The 20,168-nt window shown below is 52.3% G+C and carries 13 protein-coding genes; 11 read left to right on the top strand and 2 right to left on the bottom strand.

The genetic code is table 11. The features are described from left to right. Positions 1–61: 61 nt before the first annotated feature. The 11 genes from FPG75_RS19380 (at position 62) to FPG75_RS19330 (ending at position 17,505) form a co-directional block, all read left to right on the top strand. Positions 62–3,226 carry a SusC/RagA family TonB-linked outer membrane protein gene (locus tag FPG75_RS19380; RefSeq protein ID WP_161596850.1) on the top strand — a complete coding sequence of 1,055 codons (3,165 nt, stop codon included), beginning with the start codon at positions 62–64 and terminating at the stop codon, positions 3,224–3,226. Between the two features lie 34 nt (positions 3,227–3,260). Further along, positions 3,261–4,757 (top strand): RagB/SusD family nutrient uptake outer membrane protein, encoded by a 1,497-nt coding sequence (locus tag FPG75_RS19375; RefSeq protein ID WP_143308958.1) that lies wholly within the window; start codon positions 3,261–3,263, stop codon positions 4,755–4,757. Between the two features lie 12 nt (positions 4,758–4,769). Then, positions 4,770–5,486, top strand: a complete 717-nt coding sequence (locus tag FPG75_RS19370; protein WP_143308956.1) for a fasciclin domain-containing protein — start codon at positions 4,770–4,772, stop codon at positions 5,484–5,486. Positions 5,487–5,510: 24 nt separating this feature from the next. Beyond that, entirely contained in the window at positions 5,511–7,139 is a 1,629-nt protein-coding gene (locus FPG75_RS19365; protein WP_143308954.1) for a DUF5008 domain-containing protein, read from the top strand. Positions 7,140–7,168: 29 nt separating this feature from the next. Then, positions 7,169–8,905: a DUF4983 domain-containing protein gene (locus tag FPG75_RS19360; RefSeq protein WP_143308952.1), complete on the top strand. Its 1,737-nt coding sequence runs from the start codon at positions 7,169–7,171 to the stop codon at positions 8,903–8,905. A 30-nt stretch (positions 8,906–8,935) separates the two neighbouring features. After that, positions 8,936–10,399, top strand: coding sequence for a M60 family metallopeptidase (locus FPG75_RS19355; protein ID WP_143308950.1), 1,464 nt, complete (start codon positions 8,936–8,938; stop codon positions 10,397–10,399). A gap of 23 nt (positions 10,400–10,422) precedes the next feature. Continuing rightward, positions 10,423–12,093 carry an alkaline phosphatase family protein gene (locus tag FPG75_RS19350; protein ID WP_161596849.1) on the top strand — a complete coding sequence of 557 codons (1,671 nt, stop codon included), beginning with the start codon at positions 10,423–10,425 and terminating at the stop codon, positions 12,091–12,093. Between the two features lie 17 nt (positions 12,094–12,110). Continuing rightward, positions 12,111–13,850, top strand: a complete 1,740-nt coding sequence (locus FPG75_RS19345) for a DUF4983 domain-containing protein (RefSeq protein WP_143308946.1) — start codon at positions 12,111–12,113, stop codon at positions 13,848–13,850. A 223-nt stretch (positions 13,851–14,073) separates the two neighbouring features. Then, positions 14,074–15,618, top strand: coding sequence for an alpha-N-arabinofuranosidase (locus FPG75_RS19340; protein ID WP_143308944.1), 1,545 nt, complete (start codon positions 14,074–14,076; stop codon positions 15,616–15,618). A 13-nt stretch (positions 15,619–15,631) separates the two neighbouring features. Next, positions 15,632–16,300 (top strand): NUDIX hydrolase, encoded by a 669-nt coding sequence (locus tag FPG75_RS19335; RefSeq protein WP_143308942.1) that lies wholly within the window; start codon positions 15,632–15,634, stop codon positions 16,298–16,300. A gap of 59 nt (positions 16,301–16,359) precedes the next feature. Then, positions 16,360–17,505: an aldose epimerase family protein gene (locus FPG75_RS19330; RefSeq protein ID WP_236652840.1), complete on the top strand. Its 1,146-nt coding sequence runs from the start codon at positions 16,360–16,362 to the stop codon at positions 17,503–17,505. 247 nt (positions 17,506–17,752) lie between these two features. Here FPG75_RS19330 and FPG75_RS19325 read toward each other — a convergent pair whose 3' ends face one another. Together FPG75_RS19325 and FPG75_RS19320 are read right to left on the bottom strand one after the other, a co-directional pair. Next, on the bottom strand, positions 17,753–18,619 hold the full coding sequence (locus tag FPG75_RS19325; RefSeq protein WP_143308940.1) for an AraC family transcriptional regulator: 867 nt from the start codon (positions 18,617–18,619) through the stop codon (positions 17,753–17,755). Between the two features lie 63 nt (positions 18,620–18,682). After that, entirely contained in the window at positions 18,683–20,158 is a 1,476-nt protein-coding gene (locus FPG75_RS19320; protein ID WP_143308938.1) for a RagB/SusD family nutrient uptake outer membrane protein, read from the bottom strand. Positions 20,159–20,168 lie beyond the last annotated feature (10 nt).

Raw genomic sequence — 20,168 nt, 5'->3', positions numbered from 1 at the left:
ATAATATCATCAATGATAAAATCAGACCTTCATGTATAAGTATACTTTTATACCAGGGAAGATGAAGCGGTTGCTTTACCTGTTGCTGGCGCTCATGCTGGCGGGTAGCGCATCTGCGCAAACAAACACGGTGACGGTGAAAGGTGTTGTCTATGAAAAAGGTAACAGCAATCCTATCCCTGGTGTGGTCATCTTCACCGGCAAACCGCCGAAAGGCGTGGGCGCCAGCGGCGGCGATGGCTCCTTCACCGTAAATGTGCCGGAGGGCGCCGATATCAGCTTCCAGGCCATGGGCTTCGGCGCTATGACCGTGAAAGCCAAAGCCGGAGAGATGATGCGCATCTATCTCTCCGTAAAAGAAAATAAACTCAATGAACAGGTGGTGATCGGCTATCAGCGCAAAACAAAAGAAACCACCACCGGTTCCACTGTGCTCATCAGCGGTAAAGACCTGCAGAACGTACCAGTATCGAACGTACTCGAACTGCTGCAAGGCAGAGTAGCCGGTATGAACATTCAGAACAACACCGGCGCACCCGGTTATGCCGGCACCATACAGATGCGTGGCCTTTCATCCCTGCGTATCTCCGGCTCCGGTGATAACGCCTTCCTCAGCCCCACTTCACCTTTGTATGTGATCGATGGCGTACCCATCGATCCTAATTCCGGTTATGAATATGGTTTCAACCAGGCAGGCCCGGGATTGAATCCGCTCTCACTCATCCCGCCGGAAGATATCGAAAGCATACAAGTGCTGAAAGATGCGCAGGCCACCTCGCTATATGGCTCCCGTGGCGCTTATGGCGTCATGCTCATCAACACCAAGCGTGGTAAATCCAAAGTGCCTATTGTGCAGTATAGCGGTAACTTCTTCATCAGCATACCGCCTACTTTGCGTAAAGTAATTGGTGGTAATGAAGAAAGACGCCAGCGCATCTGGCAAGTGCTCAATTATACCGACTCCCTGAAATATGCGCAGGCAGATATCAACAACACGCCCTTCCTGGCAGATAGTCTTAACCCGTATTACAACAACTCTACCAACTGGCAGGGATTGTTCTACAAATACACCTACAACCAAACGCACAACGTACAGGTATCCGGTGGCGACGACCGTTTCAATTATAAAGTGAACCTCGGTTACTATAATGAAAAAGGTATCCTGAAGAATACAGACTTCAACCGCTACAGCCTCAGCACCAACATGCAATACAGGCCCACGCCGCGTTTGAAGATATTTGCCGCCATCACTACCAGTTTGGGGCAGAACAGCAAAGGCAGTGGTAACGGTATCACACAATCAGACGTGGGCAAGGCCGGCCGGCAGTCGTCCTTATTGCCGCCGCCAGGTTTCTATTCCTCTTCTGCCAGCGCCATATCGGCCCTGCGCAATGATAATACCAACAAAACGGCCAACGTGCGCACCAATGTGGATGTGGATTATGAACTGTACAGGGGCTTACACCTCACCAGTACTTTCTCTTATGAGAATACAACGGGTACGGAAGATAATTTCATACCGGCCGCCATCAACAACAACTACTCCGAAGTACGGGCATTCAACGACCGTAATACTTCGCTGTACAGCCGCAGCGGCATCTCTTATTTCAAATCGTATAACGATAAACATAACTTCACGCTGTCGGCCTTCAATGAGCTGAACAAAGTGGGCTATCAGGCCACCATGCTGCGTATGCGCGGTACGCCGAATGATAACCTGCACGGGCCTATCGGCTCCGGCGGATTTTCAGATGCCGGCGGCATCCTGGATAATGCCAAAGATTTCCGCAGCGCTTCTTTCGCCGCCTCCTTCAGCTACAACTACATTCAGAAGTACATGCTGGACCTCTCGTTCCGTCGCGATGCTTCTTCCACCACAGGTAAGAGCACGCCTTATTCCAACAACCCTTCTGTTGGCGTGAGGTGGAACTTTAATAAGGAGAATACGCTGAAAGACCTGTCGTGGCTCGATTACGGCTCTCTCCGCGCGAGCTGGGGCCGCAACGTAACGCCGCAGGGCACCATCTTCGATGCCTACGGCGTATACAACGACCGTAACGGCGGCCGTTATAACGACCGTCCGATGAGTGGTATTGAATACGACTGGTTACCGAATGCCAACATGAAACCCGCTACCACCACGCAGCTCAATGGCGGTCTTGAACTAGGCCTCTGGAGAGGCAAGCTGCAGGCGGAGTTTGACGCCTATGTGAAACATGTGGACAATATGCTGATGGACCTTGCATTGCCTACCAGCAGCGGGTTCAGCAAAGTGCAAACCAATGATGCAGGCCTGATGGACGTAGGCTTCGAATGGACCTTCACCTACCGCCCGCTGCCCGCCACCAGCAAGTTTAACTGGACCATCGGCTTCAATGGCGCGCTTAACAGAGACTATCTCACTTACCTGCCCGGAGGCGCCAGGGAACTGATAAAATATGATGATGCCAACAACCAGAGCATCCTGTACCGGGTAGGCCGCAACAGCCTTACAAACGTATTGCTCTATAACCGCGGTGTATACGCCGATGCCGCCAGCGTGCCCGTTGATCCCGCTACCGGCCGCCCGATACTCGTGGCAGACGCCAAAGGACAGAACTTCTATCCCATGCGCCCCGGCGATCCGCGCTGGGTAGACCTCGACGGCAATTACATCATTAACGGTAACGACTATATTTATGCAGGTAACTCACAACCGCTGATCACCGGTGGTTTGAACTCCTTCCTGCAATACAAGGCCTGGTCGCTCAACGTGGTGGCATCATACACCGCTATCCGTGATATCCTTACCAATGCCACTGCCGCCAGGTTTGCGAGCTTCTCTACACCCCTGACTAAAAACAGTGATGGTATCCTCTCCGGGCTCGTACCCATCGATGATTATAATTACTGGACCAAGCCGGGCGACAAAGCGCAGTATCCTAACCCTTACGACTATACGCGTTTTGGAAAGGTGCGCCCTTACCGGGTGGACCAGACCCTGTTTGAAGAAGACGGTTCTTATTTCAAGATACAGTACATCACGGTGGCCTACACCATCCCGCGCGACCGTACCATCCGCTGGGGCATCACCTCCTGCCGTACATACGTGACCGTTACTAATCCCTGGCTCTTCACCCGCTACAGCGGGCCTAACCCGGAGAATGTGTCCGGGCTGGGCAGGGACCAGGCAGATGGTTACCCGATCCGGAAAACAGTGACCCTCGGGTTGAATGTACAGTTCTAGTTAAACAATTATTCAAGCAATTAAACTGAGATATATGAAGCGTTTTGTTATGGTGATAGGAATGGCAGCCTTGCTGTGCACCAGCAATACAGGATGCAAGAAATTCCTGGATGCAGAATCGCCCACCAAAGAATCCGGCGCCAGTTTCTGGAAAACGAGGTCGGATGTGGAGCGTTTCACCAACAACCTCTATGGTGAGATCGCGGATGTGTTGCTCAATAACTCTTTCTTCCTGGCGGCGGAGTTCCGTTGTGGCATCTACCGTCAAACCGCCCGTTCCCGCTCGATCTGGGGCCGTCCGTACTACGATTACCTCGTGTACAACAACCTCAAGGCGCTCATGCAGGACTATTGGAACCAGTGGTTCCATTTCAACGATATTCCCAACTGGCAGGGATACTACCGCGTAATACAATCCGCCGGTATCCTCACCGACCGTATCGATGATATCCCCGGCTCGGAAATATCGGCAACGGATAAACGAAGATACAAGGCCGAAGCAGTATGGGTAAGGAACTTCCTGTACTTCGTGATGGTACGTCTCTATGGCGATGTGCCTTATTACAACAAGCCTTATTTCAATGAGATCATCGGCCGTACGAGATTCACCGATGTGCTCAATGCCTGCATCGCAGATATGGCGCAGTATAAAGACGATCTGCCCTGGGCTTATACCGATCCGAAGATGAAGGCCGTACGCCCCACCCGTGGCGCCGCCATCGTACTGATGATGCACATGAACATGTGGAATGCCGGCTTCGACGAAGGTAACAAGGATAAGTACTACAAAGCGGTAGCCGCGCTCGGCAAAGAGCTGATCGAACAGAACGGCGGCGCACACCGGCTGCTTACTGTATCAGAGTTCCGGCAGCTGTTCAGGGGTGGATCACAGGAAGGCATATTTGAGCTCACACAGAACGTGAACTATGGCGAAGTACGCGGCCTCGGCTACCAGTACCTCAATGACAATGTGCTGGAACATGCCGGTGGTGGCTACTCTTACGTGAACTATGTAGGCAAGTTCATGGAAAAAATGTATCCACCCGGCGTGGCCGACAAACGCAAAGACCTCTGGTTTGACGCCAACACCATGTACCGCGAAGGCAACCTGGTAGAGTTCCGCAAGTTCATCGGCAACACAGGCAGTAACATTGCCTTTGATGGTAACCTTATCGTATTCCGTTATGCAGATGCCATCCTGCTGGCAGCAGAAGCCAACGCAGAACTGGGCGATGAAGGAGAGGCCACACGCCTGCTCAACATCATCCGCGCACGTGCGGAAACAGCGCCCTACACCGGCGGTGGCGGCACCGAACTGAAAGACGCCATCTTCTGGGAACGCGCCAAAGAACTGATGGGAGAGGGCCATGCCTTCTATGACCTGGTACGCACGCACCGCATCCTCAACTCTGAATACTGCACGGCGCCCATTTCGCAATCGGCATTCCAGCGCGGCGCCTGGACCTGGCCCATCGCGGAGAGCGCGCTGACCAACAATCCACTGATGAAACTGAATGAATACTGGCGTTAAACTTAAAGCTGTATGAACATGAAAAAATATGCTTTGCCGCTCATGGCGGGTTTCGCAGTAGTAGTGATGCTGCTCACCGCCTGTAAAAAAGATTATTACCAGGATACCGGCCACGCCAATGGCAAGTTCAATGGCACCGTGCTGCAATACCTGCAAGCCAAACCGGAATATTTCAGCGACTTGTTGAAAGTGATCAAGCTGGCAGGTATGGAAGATATTTTCCAGAAAGAGAACATCACCTTCTTTGCACCGGCCAATCCCTGTTTCGATACTACCCTGAAGTATGTGAATGCGCAACTGTTCCTCATGGGAAAAGATACGATCAAAACGCTGGAACAGGTGCCGCCAGTGATCTGGCGCGAGATGCTCGGTCGTTACATCTTCAAAGGGAAGCTGATGCTCAATGATATTCCACAGGTAGATTTCACCAATTTCAAAACCTACAACGGCGTGTATACGCGCACGTATGACGGGCAAACCATGCACCTCGGCGTAGTGTACAACAGTGAAGGCGGCGCACAATATGTAGGCTATCGGCAGCTGCATATCTCGTATGATCCCAGCCCGGCGCAAACGAGCCCGCCGCCTTACCGTGCGCCCGTAGCCTCGGTGAATATTGAGCCAACGAACGGCGTAGTACATGCCCTGGCATTTACGCGGCATCCGTTCGGGTTCTCCTGGTTTGAATTTCTCTCCCGTATCAATCAATACGGCTTGTTGGGAAAATGATCATCTACCTAAAATATCCAGCTAATGCAAATGATCAAAAAACATATGTACCTGCTGCTGTTAGTTGCCTTGGCAGCCGCTTGTAAAAAAGATAACGAAACGGTATACCCCGATCCGTATGCCGGCGGCAAACCACCGCTGGGCGTGGTGTTCAGCACGGAGCTGCCATCGCCGGCCGTAGGCTCTTCCGGTGATAAAGTGACTTTCAAGGTAACAGGACTGTTGCCTTATAAAGACTCCCTGCATTTTTTCCTTTCCGGCCAGCAGGCGCAGGTAACATCGGTGACAGATAACAGCATCACTGTAGTGGTGCCGCCTGCCGCCAGCTCCGGCACCGGATCGGTGAATATCGGCCAGCAAACATTTTATACAGCTGTATTCAAGGTAAAAGGGAAAGCCAGGATAGATAATACATTCAAATCGGGCACCGGCACCGATCAAAGTATCAACCAGCTCATAGCTACGTCTGATAACCGCTACCTGCTGCTGGGCGCTTTTAAAGTGTATAACAGCAATGGCATCGGCAACCCGCTCAATGGTATCGCGATGATTGAAAAGCATGGTGATTTTGTTGCCGCGTTCAAGACCGATTCGGCGGTAGGCCGCACAGGCATGATATCCAGCGGTATCCAGCTCTCCGATAATAAATTCATCCTCGGTGGATTCTTTGACCGCTATGGCTACCGCAAAGAACTGAACAATGTGGTGCGCATACATCCTGCCGGATTGATAGATACCGCAGTTGTGCAGATCATTCCTGCCGACGATGCCGCTGGCAGCACAGATCCTGCCCAGCAGGAGAACCGCTCGAAAGATACCGTATCAGCCCTGAATGGCGGCGTTACAGGCCAGGTGAGTAATATGTATCAATCGGGCAACCGCGTGCTGATGCTGGGTAACTTCTACGGCTATGTGCAGTACTTCTACAAGAACTCCACTAAAACGCAGCGCACCATCGACCGCCGCGATATCAACAGTGTAGCGGCTATCGACCGGAATGGCAATCTCGATTCTACCTACCACTATGATCTTAACATGCACAGGGGTAAACCCGGCGCTGCCGGCTTCCTAACAGACGGCGCCCTGCTGCCCGATGGCAGGCTGGTGGTAGGCGGCTTTTTCAACAAGTTCGACAATGTATCCGCTGCTAACATTGCCTGCCTGGATGTTAATGGTAATATAGACGGATCGTTCAAAGCAGGTACCGGTGCGAATGACAGGATCTATTCCCTTCGCTACAACAAGAATACGAAGAAGATCATCGTTACCGGCAACTTCACCACTTTCAACGGGGTGCCTTGCAATGGTATCGTGATGTTGAATGAAGATGGATCGATGGTGACCAGCTTCCAGTCACGCACCTTCACCGGCGGCGTACCTAATCACGCCATCCAGCTGAACAACGGCAAACTGGTGGTGGCAGGCAATTTCGAGAAATATGACGGCTATGTGCGCCGCGGGCTGATGATCCTCAACCCTGATGGCTCGCTGGCCGCCGGTTATAATAACACCGGTATGCTGGCAGGTTTTGTAAACGGTATGGTAGAATCAGTATCCGCGGAAGGAGAGCCCGCCGTGATCATATACGGCAGCATCGTCGCCTTCGACAACACCAGTGTGGGCAATATTTTCAGGCTGGTTTTAGAGAAATAATTCAGTAATCACCACAATCAGATCATAGTATGAAAAAGATGATTCCGCTACTGGGTGTTGCCGCGATGCTCGCTTTCGGCGCTTGTAACAAGGATAGCCAGGGCGTGTTGCGGGAACAGGAATATAACAACGATCCCGGCAAGCTGTCGGGCAAGCCTAAAGTGCTGGTGCTGGTGGTAGATGGCGCCAGAGGCCTTACGCTGCAATCCATCAAGCCGCCGGTGATCTGGAACCTGCGCGACAGCGCCGTGTTCTCCTGGAATGGTATTTCCGATACATCCGGCGCCAACGGCGCCGGATGGGCCGATATATTGACCGGCGTTACCAGCGCCAAACACAAGGTTAACGGTAACGACTACACGCATGCTGACCTGGCTACCTATCCCGTGTTCAGTAAAAGACTGAAAGATGCCGGCGCTAATATCCGCACGGCGGCCTTTTGCGCCTCCGCCGCGCTGAGCCAGCAAGTCGTGGGTAACAACATGGATGAAAACAAACTGCTCGCCTCCGACGATGCCGTTAGCGCCGCCGTGATCAATGAACTGGGTAATGACAATGCCGGTATCGTATTCGCTGAATTTAACGGCGTAGATGCCGCCGGTAAACAATATGGTTACGATGAATCGGTATCGCAATACACTGATGCCATCTACCAGGCCGATGCACGTATCGGTGATATCATGACCGCCCTGCGCGCCCGCAAAAATATCGGTAATGAAAACTGGCTGGTGGTGGTCACCTCCAACCACGGCGGCCCCTGGCCGGTACGCCCGGAAGATAATGACGGCACACCGTTCTCCAACCCGGTACAAAATACTTTCACCTTCTTCTTCAACCCGCGCTTTGAAAGCCAGGTGATCGTACGTCCGGAAAATATCCGTGTGCCCTATGAAGGCAGCGAAGTACGCCTCTTTGGTCCTCCGGATAATAACGTGCGCGCAGAGATCAACGATGGTAATTTTTATAACATCAACGGCCGTAACATGACCTTCGAAGCCAAAGTGAAGTTCATGCCCGGGCCTAATAATAACTATACCTACACCTGGCCGCCGTTCTTCGGGAAATGTACGCAACGTTCCGGCACAAACCCGGGCTGGGCCTTCTTCCGCAATGGCCGTAACATCTCCTTCTATGTAGCGGATGGCTCACAGAAAGCAGAAATAGGCGGGGGTGATTATGCTGACGGCAGCTGGCATACCATCAGCGGCACCGTGGAGATCAGCGGTACCACCGTGAAAACCGCGCTGTTCATAGATGGCGATAACAAAGCAACCGGCCAGATCGTGAATGCGAATATCGCCGGTCTCTCCACCACCAAAAATACCGTGCTGGGCTACTTTGAAGCCGTGTTCTCTACACAGTACATCGATATGTACGTGTCTGATGTTCGTATATTCAATACCGTAGTTTCTGATGAGAACATCAAACGCTGGGCGTCCCGCACCTATGTGAACGCCTCGCATCCCAACTTCAATAACCTGATCGGCTACTGGCCCTGCCTGGATGGACAAGGCGCTGTATTTGCCGACAAGAGCCCATCGAAAAAGAATTTCTCGCTGCTCGGAAAATACAAGTGGGAAGCCTTCAGCGATGCCAGCGGATACCTCTTCCCGGTAATACCCTTCCAGGAAAAATATGTGCCCAACCCGGCAGATATTCCCTTCGCGATCTTCGACTGGCTGCATATACCGGTACAGGCGGATTGGGGCCTCGACGGCAAAGCCTGGCCCGCCCGCTACCGCGATTTTCCGAACACCACGAAATAATCAAAGGCATTCAACTTAAAACACTGATCAATGAAAATATCCATTACCAGGACCGTTGCAGGTATATCGTTGTTGCTGCTGATGATCTCGGCCTGTAAGAAAGATTATAATTATAAAGATGGCTACAATACGCCGCTGAAAAAAGATACCACTGGCCTCGGCGGCGTGGATACCAGCATGCTCAGGATCGACAGCAGCGGGTTTCCCGACGCGCGCAAATTCCCGGGGCTGGTATCTGTAGTAGAGCCGCGCTTGCAGAACGTTCAAGTGACCCTCGATCTCAATTACAAGATCGCCTCCCCGCAGATACGTATCAGCGTACCGCCCGGCCAGTGGCTCAGCACCGGCTACTACGCCGCTCCCGGCGAACTGGTGAAGATTGAAATGCCACAAGGCGCCGAAGGCATGACCGTACAGGTAGGATCGCATACAGATAATATAAACGGCAAATATCCGCAACTACGTGCAGGCGTGATCGTTACCAACAAGACCGTACTGCCCGGCGTGAACTATATCCGCAATATCTACGGAGGGCTTATCTACCTGATCCCCACAGGCCCTTCTAACAAAAAGATCACCGTAACACTCAGTAATGTGTGCAAATCGCCCGACTTCGTGCTCGGTGAAAGCGCTGATGCCACCTGGAAAGAGCAGGTACGCCACTCACAGGTGCCGGTATTGGAATTGCGCGGCAAACGCTTCATCATGACCCTTTACCGCAAAGTGCTGATAGGCATGTTGGATAATTTCAGCGCCGATGCCGTGGTGAGAAAATGGGACGAGGTGATAGAGAAAGATTACCACGAATGGTACGGCCTCTCTGATAATCCTGCTGATCCGATAGACCAGGCGCCAGGCACGCCGCACCGCTTTGTGCTCGATATCCAGATATCGGCGGGGAGCGGCCATAATGGCTATCCTTGCATGGCGTACCTCGACTGGCACAGTGAGTTCCTCGATACAGCTGCCATCAACCACGGCGCCAGCTGGGGGCCTTTCCACGAGGTAGGCCACAACTTCCAGATGAATGACATGTGGAGCTGGAGCGGCCCCGATGGCCTTGGCGAAACTTCCAACAACCTTTTCGTTTTCCAGATCGCACAACGTCATGGATTAAAACCGCCACGCGTGTATGACCCGGTCCAGAACTTCGTTGGCAGCGCGCTCGACTGGGTGAACAAAGGCGATACCACCCGGCCCTTTTCACAGATCACCGATGTGTTTCAGCGCCTCGTGCCCTTTGTACAGCTGTTCCAACGTTACGGCTATGGCATGATGGGATATATCTGTAAAGAAGCCCGCCACGAACAAAGGTTGTCATACATCAACGAAGTGAAGAAAAATTTCTTCTACGTAAAAGCCAGTCGCTACGCAGGTGTGAACCTGAAGCCTTTCTTCACGCATTGGGGCATTAACGTGTCCGCCGCGGCACAGGCCGATGTAAGCGACCTGCCGCTGCTGACAGAAGAGATATGGAAGAACGATATCAGGTAATTATCTAGAAAAAAATTATGCGCATGATCTCTGTAAAATATCTGAGGAGATGTACACTCGCCGCCACCATGCTGCTGGCGGCCTGTACAAAGGTGGGGCTGGTATCCAGCGATAATACACCGCAACCGAAGTTCTCCGACAAAAGTAAGGTGCTGGTGATCATAGTGGACGGACTGTCGGGCCTGGAGCTGAAAAAGGCCGTACCGCCTGTGCTTCAGGGGATGATGGAACACAGTACCTATAGTTATGAATCGCTGGCCGACAGCGTCACCAACGATGGCGCCTCCTGGGCCAATATCCTGACCGGTGTAAGCGTGGCTAAAAATAATATCCGTGATAGCACGCTCACGCCGCGATCCGCCAGTGGCGCGCGTTATGCGCCTTTTTTGTCGCTGGTGAAAAAATCGGGGCAGCGTAACCTCAAAACCGTATCTGTAACGGGTTGGGAACAATTGCACAAAACTTTGCTGGCCGATGTGGTAACGAAAGTGACTACGAAAGATGATGATGCCGTAGTGCGCGACTCTGCAGTTGCACATCTGAAAAAAGATAGCCTGGACCTGATGTTCGCACATTTCAACAGCATCAACAAAGCCGGTCGCGCTTCGGCCTTCAGCGCATCTTCGCCGGCCTATGCTGCTGCCATCACTAAGGTGGACGGCTATATTGGCAGCCTCATTGATGCGATGAAAAGCCGCCCTGATTTTGCGAATGAGAACTGGCTCGTGATCGTGCAGTCCACACATGGCGGTATCGATAACAGCTATGGTGGCGACTCTAACGAGGAGATGAATTGTTTCTCCCTGTTCTATTGCCCGGATCTGTTCAGGCACCAGGTCGATATGCCACAGGCCATCAAATACGGTGTGCGCATGTATGACCAGGGCGCATCAGCAGTAAATGCGGTGTTGGGAGATAAGAGCATGTATAATTTCGGCAGCACGGGTAACTATACCATAGAGTGTAAGATGCGTACTGCTACCGCGGGCTTTACCGCCAACTATCCTGCGTTCCTGTCCAAGCGTGCCTCCTTTGATGGCGGCGTGCCTGGCTGGTGTTTCTTCCAGGAAGGCAGCTACTGGCAAATTAATTTCGGCCGTAAATCCGGCGGCAATATCCAATGCAAGGGAGCTAATATGAACAATGCGCTCTGGCATCAGCTTACGGCGGTGATCTATACAGATGCCAACAAGAAGCGATGGGTGAAAACCTTTACCGATGGTGTTTTCAACAACCGTAAGGAGATCACGGCCATCGGCGATGTAACTACTACAGCGCCACTCACGATGGGGTATATCCCGGGGTCGCTGGGTACGCCGGAAAACATGTATATGACAGACGTACGCATCTGGGCAGATTCGCTGGCAGAAGATGTGATCACGAAATATTCCTGCACCAATGTGATCGATGCCTCGCATCCTTACTACGGTAAATTGATCGGCTACTGGCCTTGCAAGGAGCGTAAAGGCGGCGTATTCCGCAATATGGCGCCGGGCGCCAGGGGTAAGGATTTCGCGTTACAAGGCGGCTATACCTGGGACCTGCTGGATTATGTGTTGCCCTGCGCCGGTAACATCGATCTGCAAACACCACCCTATAGTTCCGAAGTATTTTACCAGATCGCCTACTGGCTCAATTTGCAGATCAATCCCGAGTGGGAGGTCAGCGGCCGCCTGTGGCTTAAATTCTTCTAACCTTAAATGATCGCATTATGCAGAAATTAATATCAGGACATATACGCGGTGGCGTGATAGCGGTGGCAGTGGCACTGGCGGCAGGTTTCAGCGCCTGCAAGAAAGAGGCGCCCTCGCTGGCGCATTACGACCGCGACTCGGTTGATCAAACTTTCGGTGGCGCCAGGTTGCGCAAGAAAAAGGTGCTGCTGATCGGCATCGATGGCGCACCGGGCAAGCTGGTGCAAAGTATCAACCCTTCCGTGATCGCCAGCCTGCTGCCACATAGCGTATATACGTGGAGCGGCGTAAATGATACCGTATCTACTGTCGCCGCCGGCTGGGCAGGGCTCACCACTGGTATGCCTTATCTCAAGCACCAGATCGGCGACAGCACGCTCATACCCAAATCTGTCGAGGGTGGCCATAGCGATATCAAATACTACGAGAGCTTTATTCACTACCTGAAAGCAGATGACAGCAAGACGAAAGTGACTGCCATCACACAATGGGAAGATCTTAACAACTTCCTGCTCAACCAGGCCGATAAAGTGATCAATGTAAGTCGTACGGATGGCGACAAAGGCGTGGCCAATGCCGCCATTGCACAACTTGCGAACGGCAGCGAGCAAGTTGTGATCGCAAATTTCAGCAGCCCTGCTAAAGCGGGACTGCAAGCGGGTTTCAGCGATAATCCGGTGTACCGGCAAGCCATCACCGATGTGGATAGTTATATCGGGAAGATGATGGACGCCCTGAAGGCGCGTAAAGATACCGCCAATGAAGACTGGCTCGTGGTGATACAATCTACCAGTGGCGGTTACGCCCAACAGATGGGGGGCAAATCGGAAATGGAACGTAGTACTTTCACGGTATTTTACAGTCCGCTCATCGTGCCCGGCAAAGTAGACGGGCCTCGTATGATGGACTATGGCGTGCGCTATCATGGCGGCGATCCGGGCTATGTGCGTGCGGAAAACAATGACGGCGGCCTTTACAACCCCGGCAGCGGCAACATGACAATAGAGGCGCAGGTGAAATTCAACAAAGGGCCTAATGGCAACTATCAATTTACCTTTCCGCCTTTCCTCACCAAGTGTGTACGCCTGGATGGAACGATCCCGGGCTGGTCTTTTTACCGCAGTTATGATAAAGTAGTATTCGTGATGCAGGATGGCGCCAACGCTACCGAAACAGAGATGTCGCAGGGCATCAACGATGGTAATTTCCATTCGATAGCCGCTACTATCACACATACCAACGATGCAACTAACGGTCACGTATATACGGCAAATGTGTACATGGACGGTATTCCTGCCGGTACCGGCAAGATCCTGCATGGCGCGCCAACACTGGAGTCGCCCAGTCCGCTTATTATCGGCTATAACCCTGAAGTATGGTACCCCGATAACGTAGTGGACATGTACATGGCCAATGTACGCATCTGGAACGCTGCGCTGCCGGCAGATGTGGTGAAGAAGTATGCTTTCATCACCGATATCGACGCGGCACATCCGAACTATAAAAACCTGATCGGTAACTGGCGCAGTAATGACAAGAGCGGCAACAAGCTCAAAGACAGCAGTCCTTCAAAGAAAGATTTCACCATCGTAGGCAATTACAGCTGGGATTTTGTGGGCGCTGCGCTGGATAAGACAGATCCGGCCCCGTCTATCTTTGATGTGGTGCCATCTATTATGGACTGGATCGGTATTACATTGCAGGGCAACGACAAGCCCGCTGGCAAGAGCTGGTTGAGGATTGTTGGGAACAAGTAAAATATTATTTGATCCGGGTTACCGCCTCGCCGGGGTGGTGGCCCGGTAAACTTTTGCGGATCAGCTGAAGATGCGCGTTGGCATCTGTGCCGTAGTTCGGGAACCAGTCGTAGATAAATTGGCGAATGCCTCGTTTTCCAAAACAAATTAATCCGTTTCGAAAGATTTTAATTGTATAAATGACAATTATTTCTTTTTTTTGGGAGAGATATACATTCCCGTTATGCAACAACCACGTTTTTTGATACAGGCGCTCATGTGCCTGTTGTTACTGACACAGCGCACGGCTGCGCAAAATACTGTTTCTCTCCGTCAGGACGCCGCAGCGCCGGTGATCAGCCGTAACATCTACGGACATTTTGCCGAGCACCTCGGACACTGCATCTATGGCGGCTTTTACGTAGGCGACACCGCGCATATTCCCAATACCGCCGGCGTACGCAATGATGTGATCGCCGCATTGCGCAATCTGAAGATACCTAACCTGCGCTGGCCAGGTGGCTGCTTTGCCGATACCTATCACTGGAAAGATGGCATCGGTCCGAAAGACAAGCGGCCCGCTATTGTAAACGCCTGGTGGGGCGGCGTTACAGAGAATAATAGTTTCGGCACCCACGACTTCCTCGACATGTGCGAGCGCCTCGGCGCAGAGCCTTACCTGGCGGGCAATGTAGGCAGCGGCACCGTGCAGGAGCTGGCCGACTGGGTACAGTACGTGAACTTCAGCGGTCAAAGCCCGATGTCGCAGCTTCGGGAGAAAAATGGCCGTAAAGATGCCTGGAAAGTACATTTCTGGGGCGTAGGCAACGAAGCCTGGGGCTGTGGCGGCAACATGCGCCCCGAATACTACGCGGACGTGTACCGCAAATACGCCACCTTCATGAGCGCGGCGCCCGCCGGCGGAAAGCTTTTCCGCATTGCCTCCGGCGCCAACTCTTCCGATTATAACTGGACAGAAGTGCTCATGAAGAACATCCCGCATCATATGCTGGAAGGTATCGCGCTGCATCACTATGCCGTAATCAACTGGGACAATAAAAGCGATGCCGTCAACTATTCCGAGCAGGAATATTTCCGTACCATGCAATCGGCACTGCGCATGGAAGAGCTGATCAACAAGCATTCCGCCATCATGGATAAATATGACCCAGGGAAGAAAATAGCGCTGGTGGTAGATGAGTGGGGAGGATGGTATAATGTGGAAGCCGGTACCAACCCGGGTTTCCTGTACCAGCAAAACACCATGCGCGACGCCATGATCGCCGGCGTTACCCTCAACATCTTCAATAACCACGCCGACCGCGTGCGGATGGCCAACCTCGCACAAGCCATAAATGTGCTGCAATCCGTGATCCTCACCAAAGGCGATTCCATGCTGCTGACGCCTACCTATCATGTGATGGAGATGTACAATGTGCACCAGGACGCCACCCTGATACCCGTACAGGCTAACGTAAACGTATACACGTACCAGGGAGAATCGCTGCCGGCCGTTTCCGTATCCGCTTCAAAGAACAAAGCAGGCATCACACATATCTCGCTGGTGAATATCGATGCCAGCCGCCCGCAGGAGATCAGCATCAACACCGGCGGCCAGCAGTACCATAAAGTGAGCGGCCGCATACTTCGCGCTGCAAAATTGCAGGATTATAATACCTTTGCGAAACCTGACAGGATCAAGCCTGCTTCCTTTAAAGATGTTACCTTGGGAAGCAGCATACAGGTAAAACTGCCTCCATTTTCTGTAGTAGTGCTGGAGCTGCAGTAAACACAACCAGGTTATGAAAAGATATGCCCACCAGACAAGATTGTTACTCGCTGTAGATTGTATCCTCTTTGGCTTCGATGGCCAGGATCTGAAAGTGCTGCTCATCAGGCGCGGCTTCGAGCCCTGCAAAGGCCGCTGGAGCCTGATGGGCGGTTTCGTGCAGGAAGAAGAAAGCGCCGATGATGCCGCCGCCCGCGTGCTCAAAGACCTGAGCGGCCTCGATGACATCTACATGGAACAATTGCAGCTGTTCAGCGCCCCTGGCCGCGATAGCGTAGAGCGCACCGTATCGCTGGCATATTTTGCATTGATAGATATCCGCAAATACCAACAGCCGCTGCGCACCGATTTCCATGCAGAATGGTTCTCCATACATCATCACCCGGAACTGATCTTCGATCACAACGAAATGGTGCAAACAGCCATCACACAGCTGCGACTCAAAGCGGCCATACAACCGCTGCTCATGGAACTGCTGCCCACCCGCTTCACCATGCCACAACTGCAACAACTATACGAAAGCGTGTATGATACCGCCCTCGACAAAGGGAACTTCAGCCGCAAGATGCTCGCCTCCGGCCTGCTCGTAAAACTCAATGATAAAGACATGGAAGGATCACGGAAAGGCGCCTTCTACTACCGCATCGATCGCAAGAAGTATAGGGATGTTTTCCGCTTTTGATCTGAAAGCAGAAAATTGCCTATATTCATCGATCGTTAAATACCAAAATAGTATACGTTATGGAAATGAAAACCAGGGCAATAGCTGCTCTCTTTGTAACCGGCGCCGCAGTGCTGGGTTCCTGTAACAACCACTCCACTTCGACGGAAAACACGAAAGACACGACCATGACCACCACCGCCAATCCGCGCCACTATGGCGAAACAGACGGGCAGGAAGTATTGCAATACACCCTGCAAAACCAGCAAGGCACCATCGTAAAAATATTGAACTATGGCGGCATCGTCACCGATATCATTACCGCCGATAAAAATGGCAACAAAGGCAATGTGGTGCTCAACTACGACACACTGGCCGGCTACCAGCAGAAAGGACAGCCTTACTTCGGCGCCCTCATCGGCCGTTATGCCAACCGCATCGCCAACGCCGCCTTCAAACTGGATGGCAAAGAATACAAACTCGCGCCTAACGACCACGGCAACACGCTGCATGGCGGTCTTAAAGGTTTCGATAAAGTGATCTGGAACGCCACCCTGCGTGGCGACAGCAGCCTCACGCTTTCCTACACCAGCAAAGACGGTGAAGAAGGCTACCCTGGCGCCTTGCAGGCAACGGTAGTGTACACGCTCACTCCCGACAATGCCCTGCAGATCGCCTACAAAGCTACTGCCGACAAACCCACACCGGTGAATCTCACCAATCACAGTTATTTCAATCTCTCTGCCGGCAGCGATAGCACCATCCTCGGTCATGAGCTGCAACTCAATGCCAGCAAATACACGCCCGTTAACGACAAACTCATTCCCGACGGCCGCCAGCTCCCCGTGAAAGGCACGCCGATGGACTTCACCACCGCCAAAAAAGTGGGCGCCGACATCGACAAAGTAAAAGGCGGCTTCGATCACAACTGGGTCCTTGATAAAAAAGCAGGCGCCCTCGAAACAGCAGCCACCCTCTATCATCCTGGCAGCGGGCGTTTCATGGAAGTGCTCACCACAGAACCCGGCATCCAGTTCTATTCCGGTAACTTCCTTGATGGTACCCTCACCCACACCGGTAACCGCAAATACCCGCAACATGCAGGCCTTTGCCTCGAAACACAGCATTTCCCGGACTCTCCCAACCAGCCTACTTTTCCAAATGTCATCCTCAAACCCGGCGAAACATACACACAAACAACAGTGTACAGGTTTAGTGTGAAGTAGCACGCGAAGGTTGTCTTGCTCAGGATTATAAATGATTGAAAGGATTAGCAGGATTTTTTTACGGGATTAATAAAGATTGAAGGAGATTGGCGGGAAGATCAACGAGGTTCCACCTCTTGAAGCGCTTTGGGCGCTTCAAGAGCTATCGTCGAAAAGATCTCCCCATCAATCTCCTTCAATCTTTATTAATCCTGTAAAAAAAATCCTGCTAATCCTTTCAATCATTTATAATCCTGAGCAAGACAACCTACGCTAAATCCTTCGCGTAACTCCGCGGGGCCTTTCCGGTGACGCTTTTGAATACGCGGTTGAAGTTGGCGATGCTATTGAAGCCGCAGCGGTAGGCTACATCGGCGATGCTGTCGAAAGAGCCATTGGTGAGGGCTTTGCAGGCTTCGTTTACGCGTACTTCGTTCAGGAAGGAGACAAAAGTGAGGCGCGTGTGCTTTTTGAAATAGCGGCAGAAGGCCTGGGGCGTCATATGGGCTTCGCGGGCAATATCTTCCAGGCGTATCTCATTGTCGAAGTGCTGCATGATATAGTTATAGATCGCGCCGATGCGGATACCTTCCTGTTCATTGGTGACGGCCAGTTTGGAGCCGGTGATCAGGGGTTGCAGATCTTTCATGGTCAGGAAACGGTGCAACAGCTCTGTGAAGGCGAGGAACTGCGCAATACCTTGTGTAGTGTGGATCTTGCGCATATGTGCGGCTACGGCGGCGGCATGGGCTGCGGGAATCTTGCAGCCATTGCGGCATTGTTCTATCAGGGATCGTACCTTTTTAAATTCGGGCAGGTCCAGCAAGGGTTTCAGCTTGCCTTCCGGGTTGAAGAATACGGTGAGGGCTTCGGCGTTCTTTTTATTTTTGACGTTGGTAGCGGTGTCGCTGCTTTTGAATACATGCGGCTGATTGCTGCCGATCCAGTAGATTTCATCAGGCCGGAAGGTATGCATGTTATTTTCCACGATCAGCGTGCCTTCGCCGCGCTGTACCCAGGTGAGCTGAATCTCTTCATGCCGGTGCAGGTGCGGGTAGAAATAGGGCAGCTGGTCTTTCTGCGTAATGATCGTTTTGTCATGCGCTACAGGTATCGTAAACTGTAATACTTTCATTGCGTGGTATTCTCCGCCTGAAAGATAACAAAAAAAGAGGCGGGGCTAGCCCGCCTCTTGCTGTTATTTGAAATTTGGATTCTGGATGATCACCCCTTTGCTTCGGTCTATTTCCTGTTGAGGTATGGGGAAATAGTAGTTTTTAGGCCGGGCAAAGGTGCGCGGAGCGCCGCCCCGCGTGATGACGTTGCCGGCGTAATCGAGTTTGGGCTGATTATACAGCGATACAATATCGATCAGTTTGGCCTTGTCCCAGCGGAGGAGGTCCTGGTGGCGTTCATTTTCGCCACAGAGCTCTACGCGGCGTTCGTGCATGAGCGCTTTCATATCGGCGCCTTTGATATCCGGTAATGCGGCGGAGGCGCGGCGGCGTACGGCCCTGATCTCGGCATCGCCAGCGCCCGGGCCACCCGTGCGGATCTTGGCCTCCGCTACCAGCAGGTAGATATCGGCGGAACGGAGCAGCGGCGTTTTCAGTGAGTAGTTAAGACCACCGGAAGGTTTCCAGGAACAGAACTTCTTATAGTGATAGCCCGACCAGGAGAGATCGGCAGTATAGGTAGCGATCTCGGTGCCGATGTCTATCTTGTCGCCAGGCTTCATGATGCAGACATCTTTGCGCGGATCGCCGGTTTCAAATTCATCTACCAGCCCTTTGGTAGGGTAGAAGAAGCTCCAACCGTTCCATTTACGGGGCGCATGATAGGTGATGAAGTCGGAATAGCCGCCGCCATCCAGCGTTTGCACGGCAAAGAGCATCTCTGAATTGTTGCCGGTGGCCGGACTGAAATTATCTGCATAATTGGCCGCTAATGCATAGTTAGGATTGCTAATTACTTTGGAGCCGAATGCTATTGCTTTATCGAGCTTTTCCCAGTTCATATATAATTTACAGAGGAAGCCCCAGGCGGTACCTTTGCTCACGCGGCCTTTGTCGGCGCTGCCATAGCTTTCAGGCAGCAGGTCGGCGGCAGCGAGCAGGTCGCGCTCTATCTGTGCACGTAAAGTATCTGCGTTTACTTTCGGTTTATTATAATTGCCTTTCGCTACATCATCTTCCGTGATCATCGGCGCTTCGCCATAGATCAGCAGCAGGCGCCAGTAGGAGAAGGCGCGGAAGAAATGCGCTTCGCCCAGGCAGCGGCTCTTGATGGCGGGGTCGATGTCTGTGATCTTCGGAATGTACATCAGGGCATTGTTGGCGCGGTTGATCGTCTCATATTTCCATCTCCATCCCACTCTTACGCTGTAGGTAGAAGGGTCGTAGGTGAAATCTTCTATCACCGCATCGTAATCGTGGTCGCCACCTCTTACCTGGTCGTCCGAGCAGTTATCGAATACAAATTCGTTGAAGCCGGTATAATCTTCTTCCAGTAAAACGTTGTAGATGCCGGTGATGCCGTCGACGGCATCGCTCTGGTTACGCCAGTAGTTGCCGGTGGTGTAGTTACCTTTGGGTTGTACGTCCAGCACGCTTTTGCAGGCAGACAGTGACAGTGCTGCGAGCAATAATATATGAGATAGTTTTATCCTTTGCATGGTTTGATGT

This window comes from Chitinophaga vietnamensis (assembly GCF_902167635.1).
Classification (GTDB): domain Bacteria; phylum Bacteroidota; class Bacteroidia; order Chitinophagales; family Chitinophagaceae; genus Chitinophaga; species Chitinophaga vietnamensis.
The sequence above is the reverse complement of the archived record's forward strand: the minus strand, read 5'-3'. Positions and strand labels throughout refer to the sequence as shown.

Coding starts and splice junctions, on each gene's coding strand:
- FPG75_RS19380 (WP_161596850.1), top strand. CDS start 62: ATGAAGCGGTTGCTTTACCTGTTGCTGGCGCTCATGCTGGCGGGTAGC.
- FPG75_RS19375 (WP_143308958.1), top strand. CDS start 3,261: ATGAAGCGTTTTGTTATGGTGATAGGAATGGCAGCCTTGCTGTGCACC.
- FPG75_RS19370 (WP_143308956.1), top strand. CDS start 4,770: ATGAACATGAAAAAATATGCTTTGCCGCTCATGGCGGGTTTCGCAGTA.
- FPG75_RS19365 (WP_143308954.1), top strand. CDS start 5,511: ATGCAAATGATCAAAAAACATATGTACCTGCTGCTGTTAGTTGCCTTG.
- FPG75_RS19360 (WP_143308952.1), top strand. CDS start 7,169: ATGAAAAAGATGATTCCGCTACTGGGTGTTGCCGCGATGCTCGCTTTC.
- FPG75_RS19355 (WP_143308950.1), top strand. CDS start 8,936: ATGAAAATATCCATTACCAGGACCGTTGCAGGTATATCGTTGTTGCTG.
- FPG75_RS19350 (WP_161596849.1), top strand. CDS start 10,423: ATGATCTCTGTAAAATATCTGAGGAGATGTACACTCGCCGCCACCATG.
- FPG75_RS19345 (WP_143308946.1), top strand. CDS start 12,111: ATGCAGAAATTAATATCAGGACATATACGCGGTGGCGTGATAGCGGTG.
- FPG75_RS19340 (WP_143308944.1), top strand. CDS start 14,074: ATGCAACAACCACGTTTTTTGATACAGGCGCTCATGTGCCTGTTGTTA.
- FPG75_RS19335 (WP_143308942.1), top strand. CDS start 15,632: ATGAAAAGATATGCCCACCAGACAAGATTGTTACTCGCTGTAGATTGT.
- FPG75_RS19330 (WP_236652840.1), top strand. CDS start 16,360: ATGGAAATGAAAACCAGGGCAATAGCTGCTCTCTTTGTAACCGGCGCC.
- FPG75_RS19325 (WP_143308940.1), bottom strand. CDS start 18,619: ATGAAAGTATTACAGTTTACGATACCTGTAGCGCATGACAAAACGATC.
- FPG75_RS19320 (WP_143308938.1), bottom strand. CDS start 20,158: ATGCAAAGGATAAAACTATCTCATATATTATTGCTCGCAGCACTGTCA.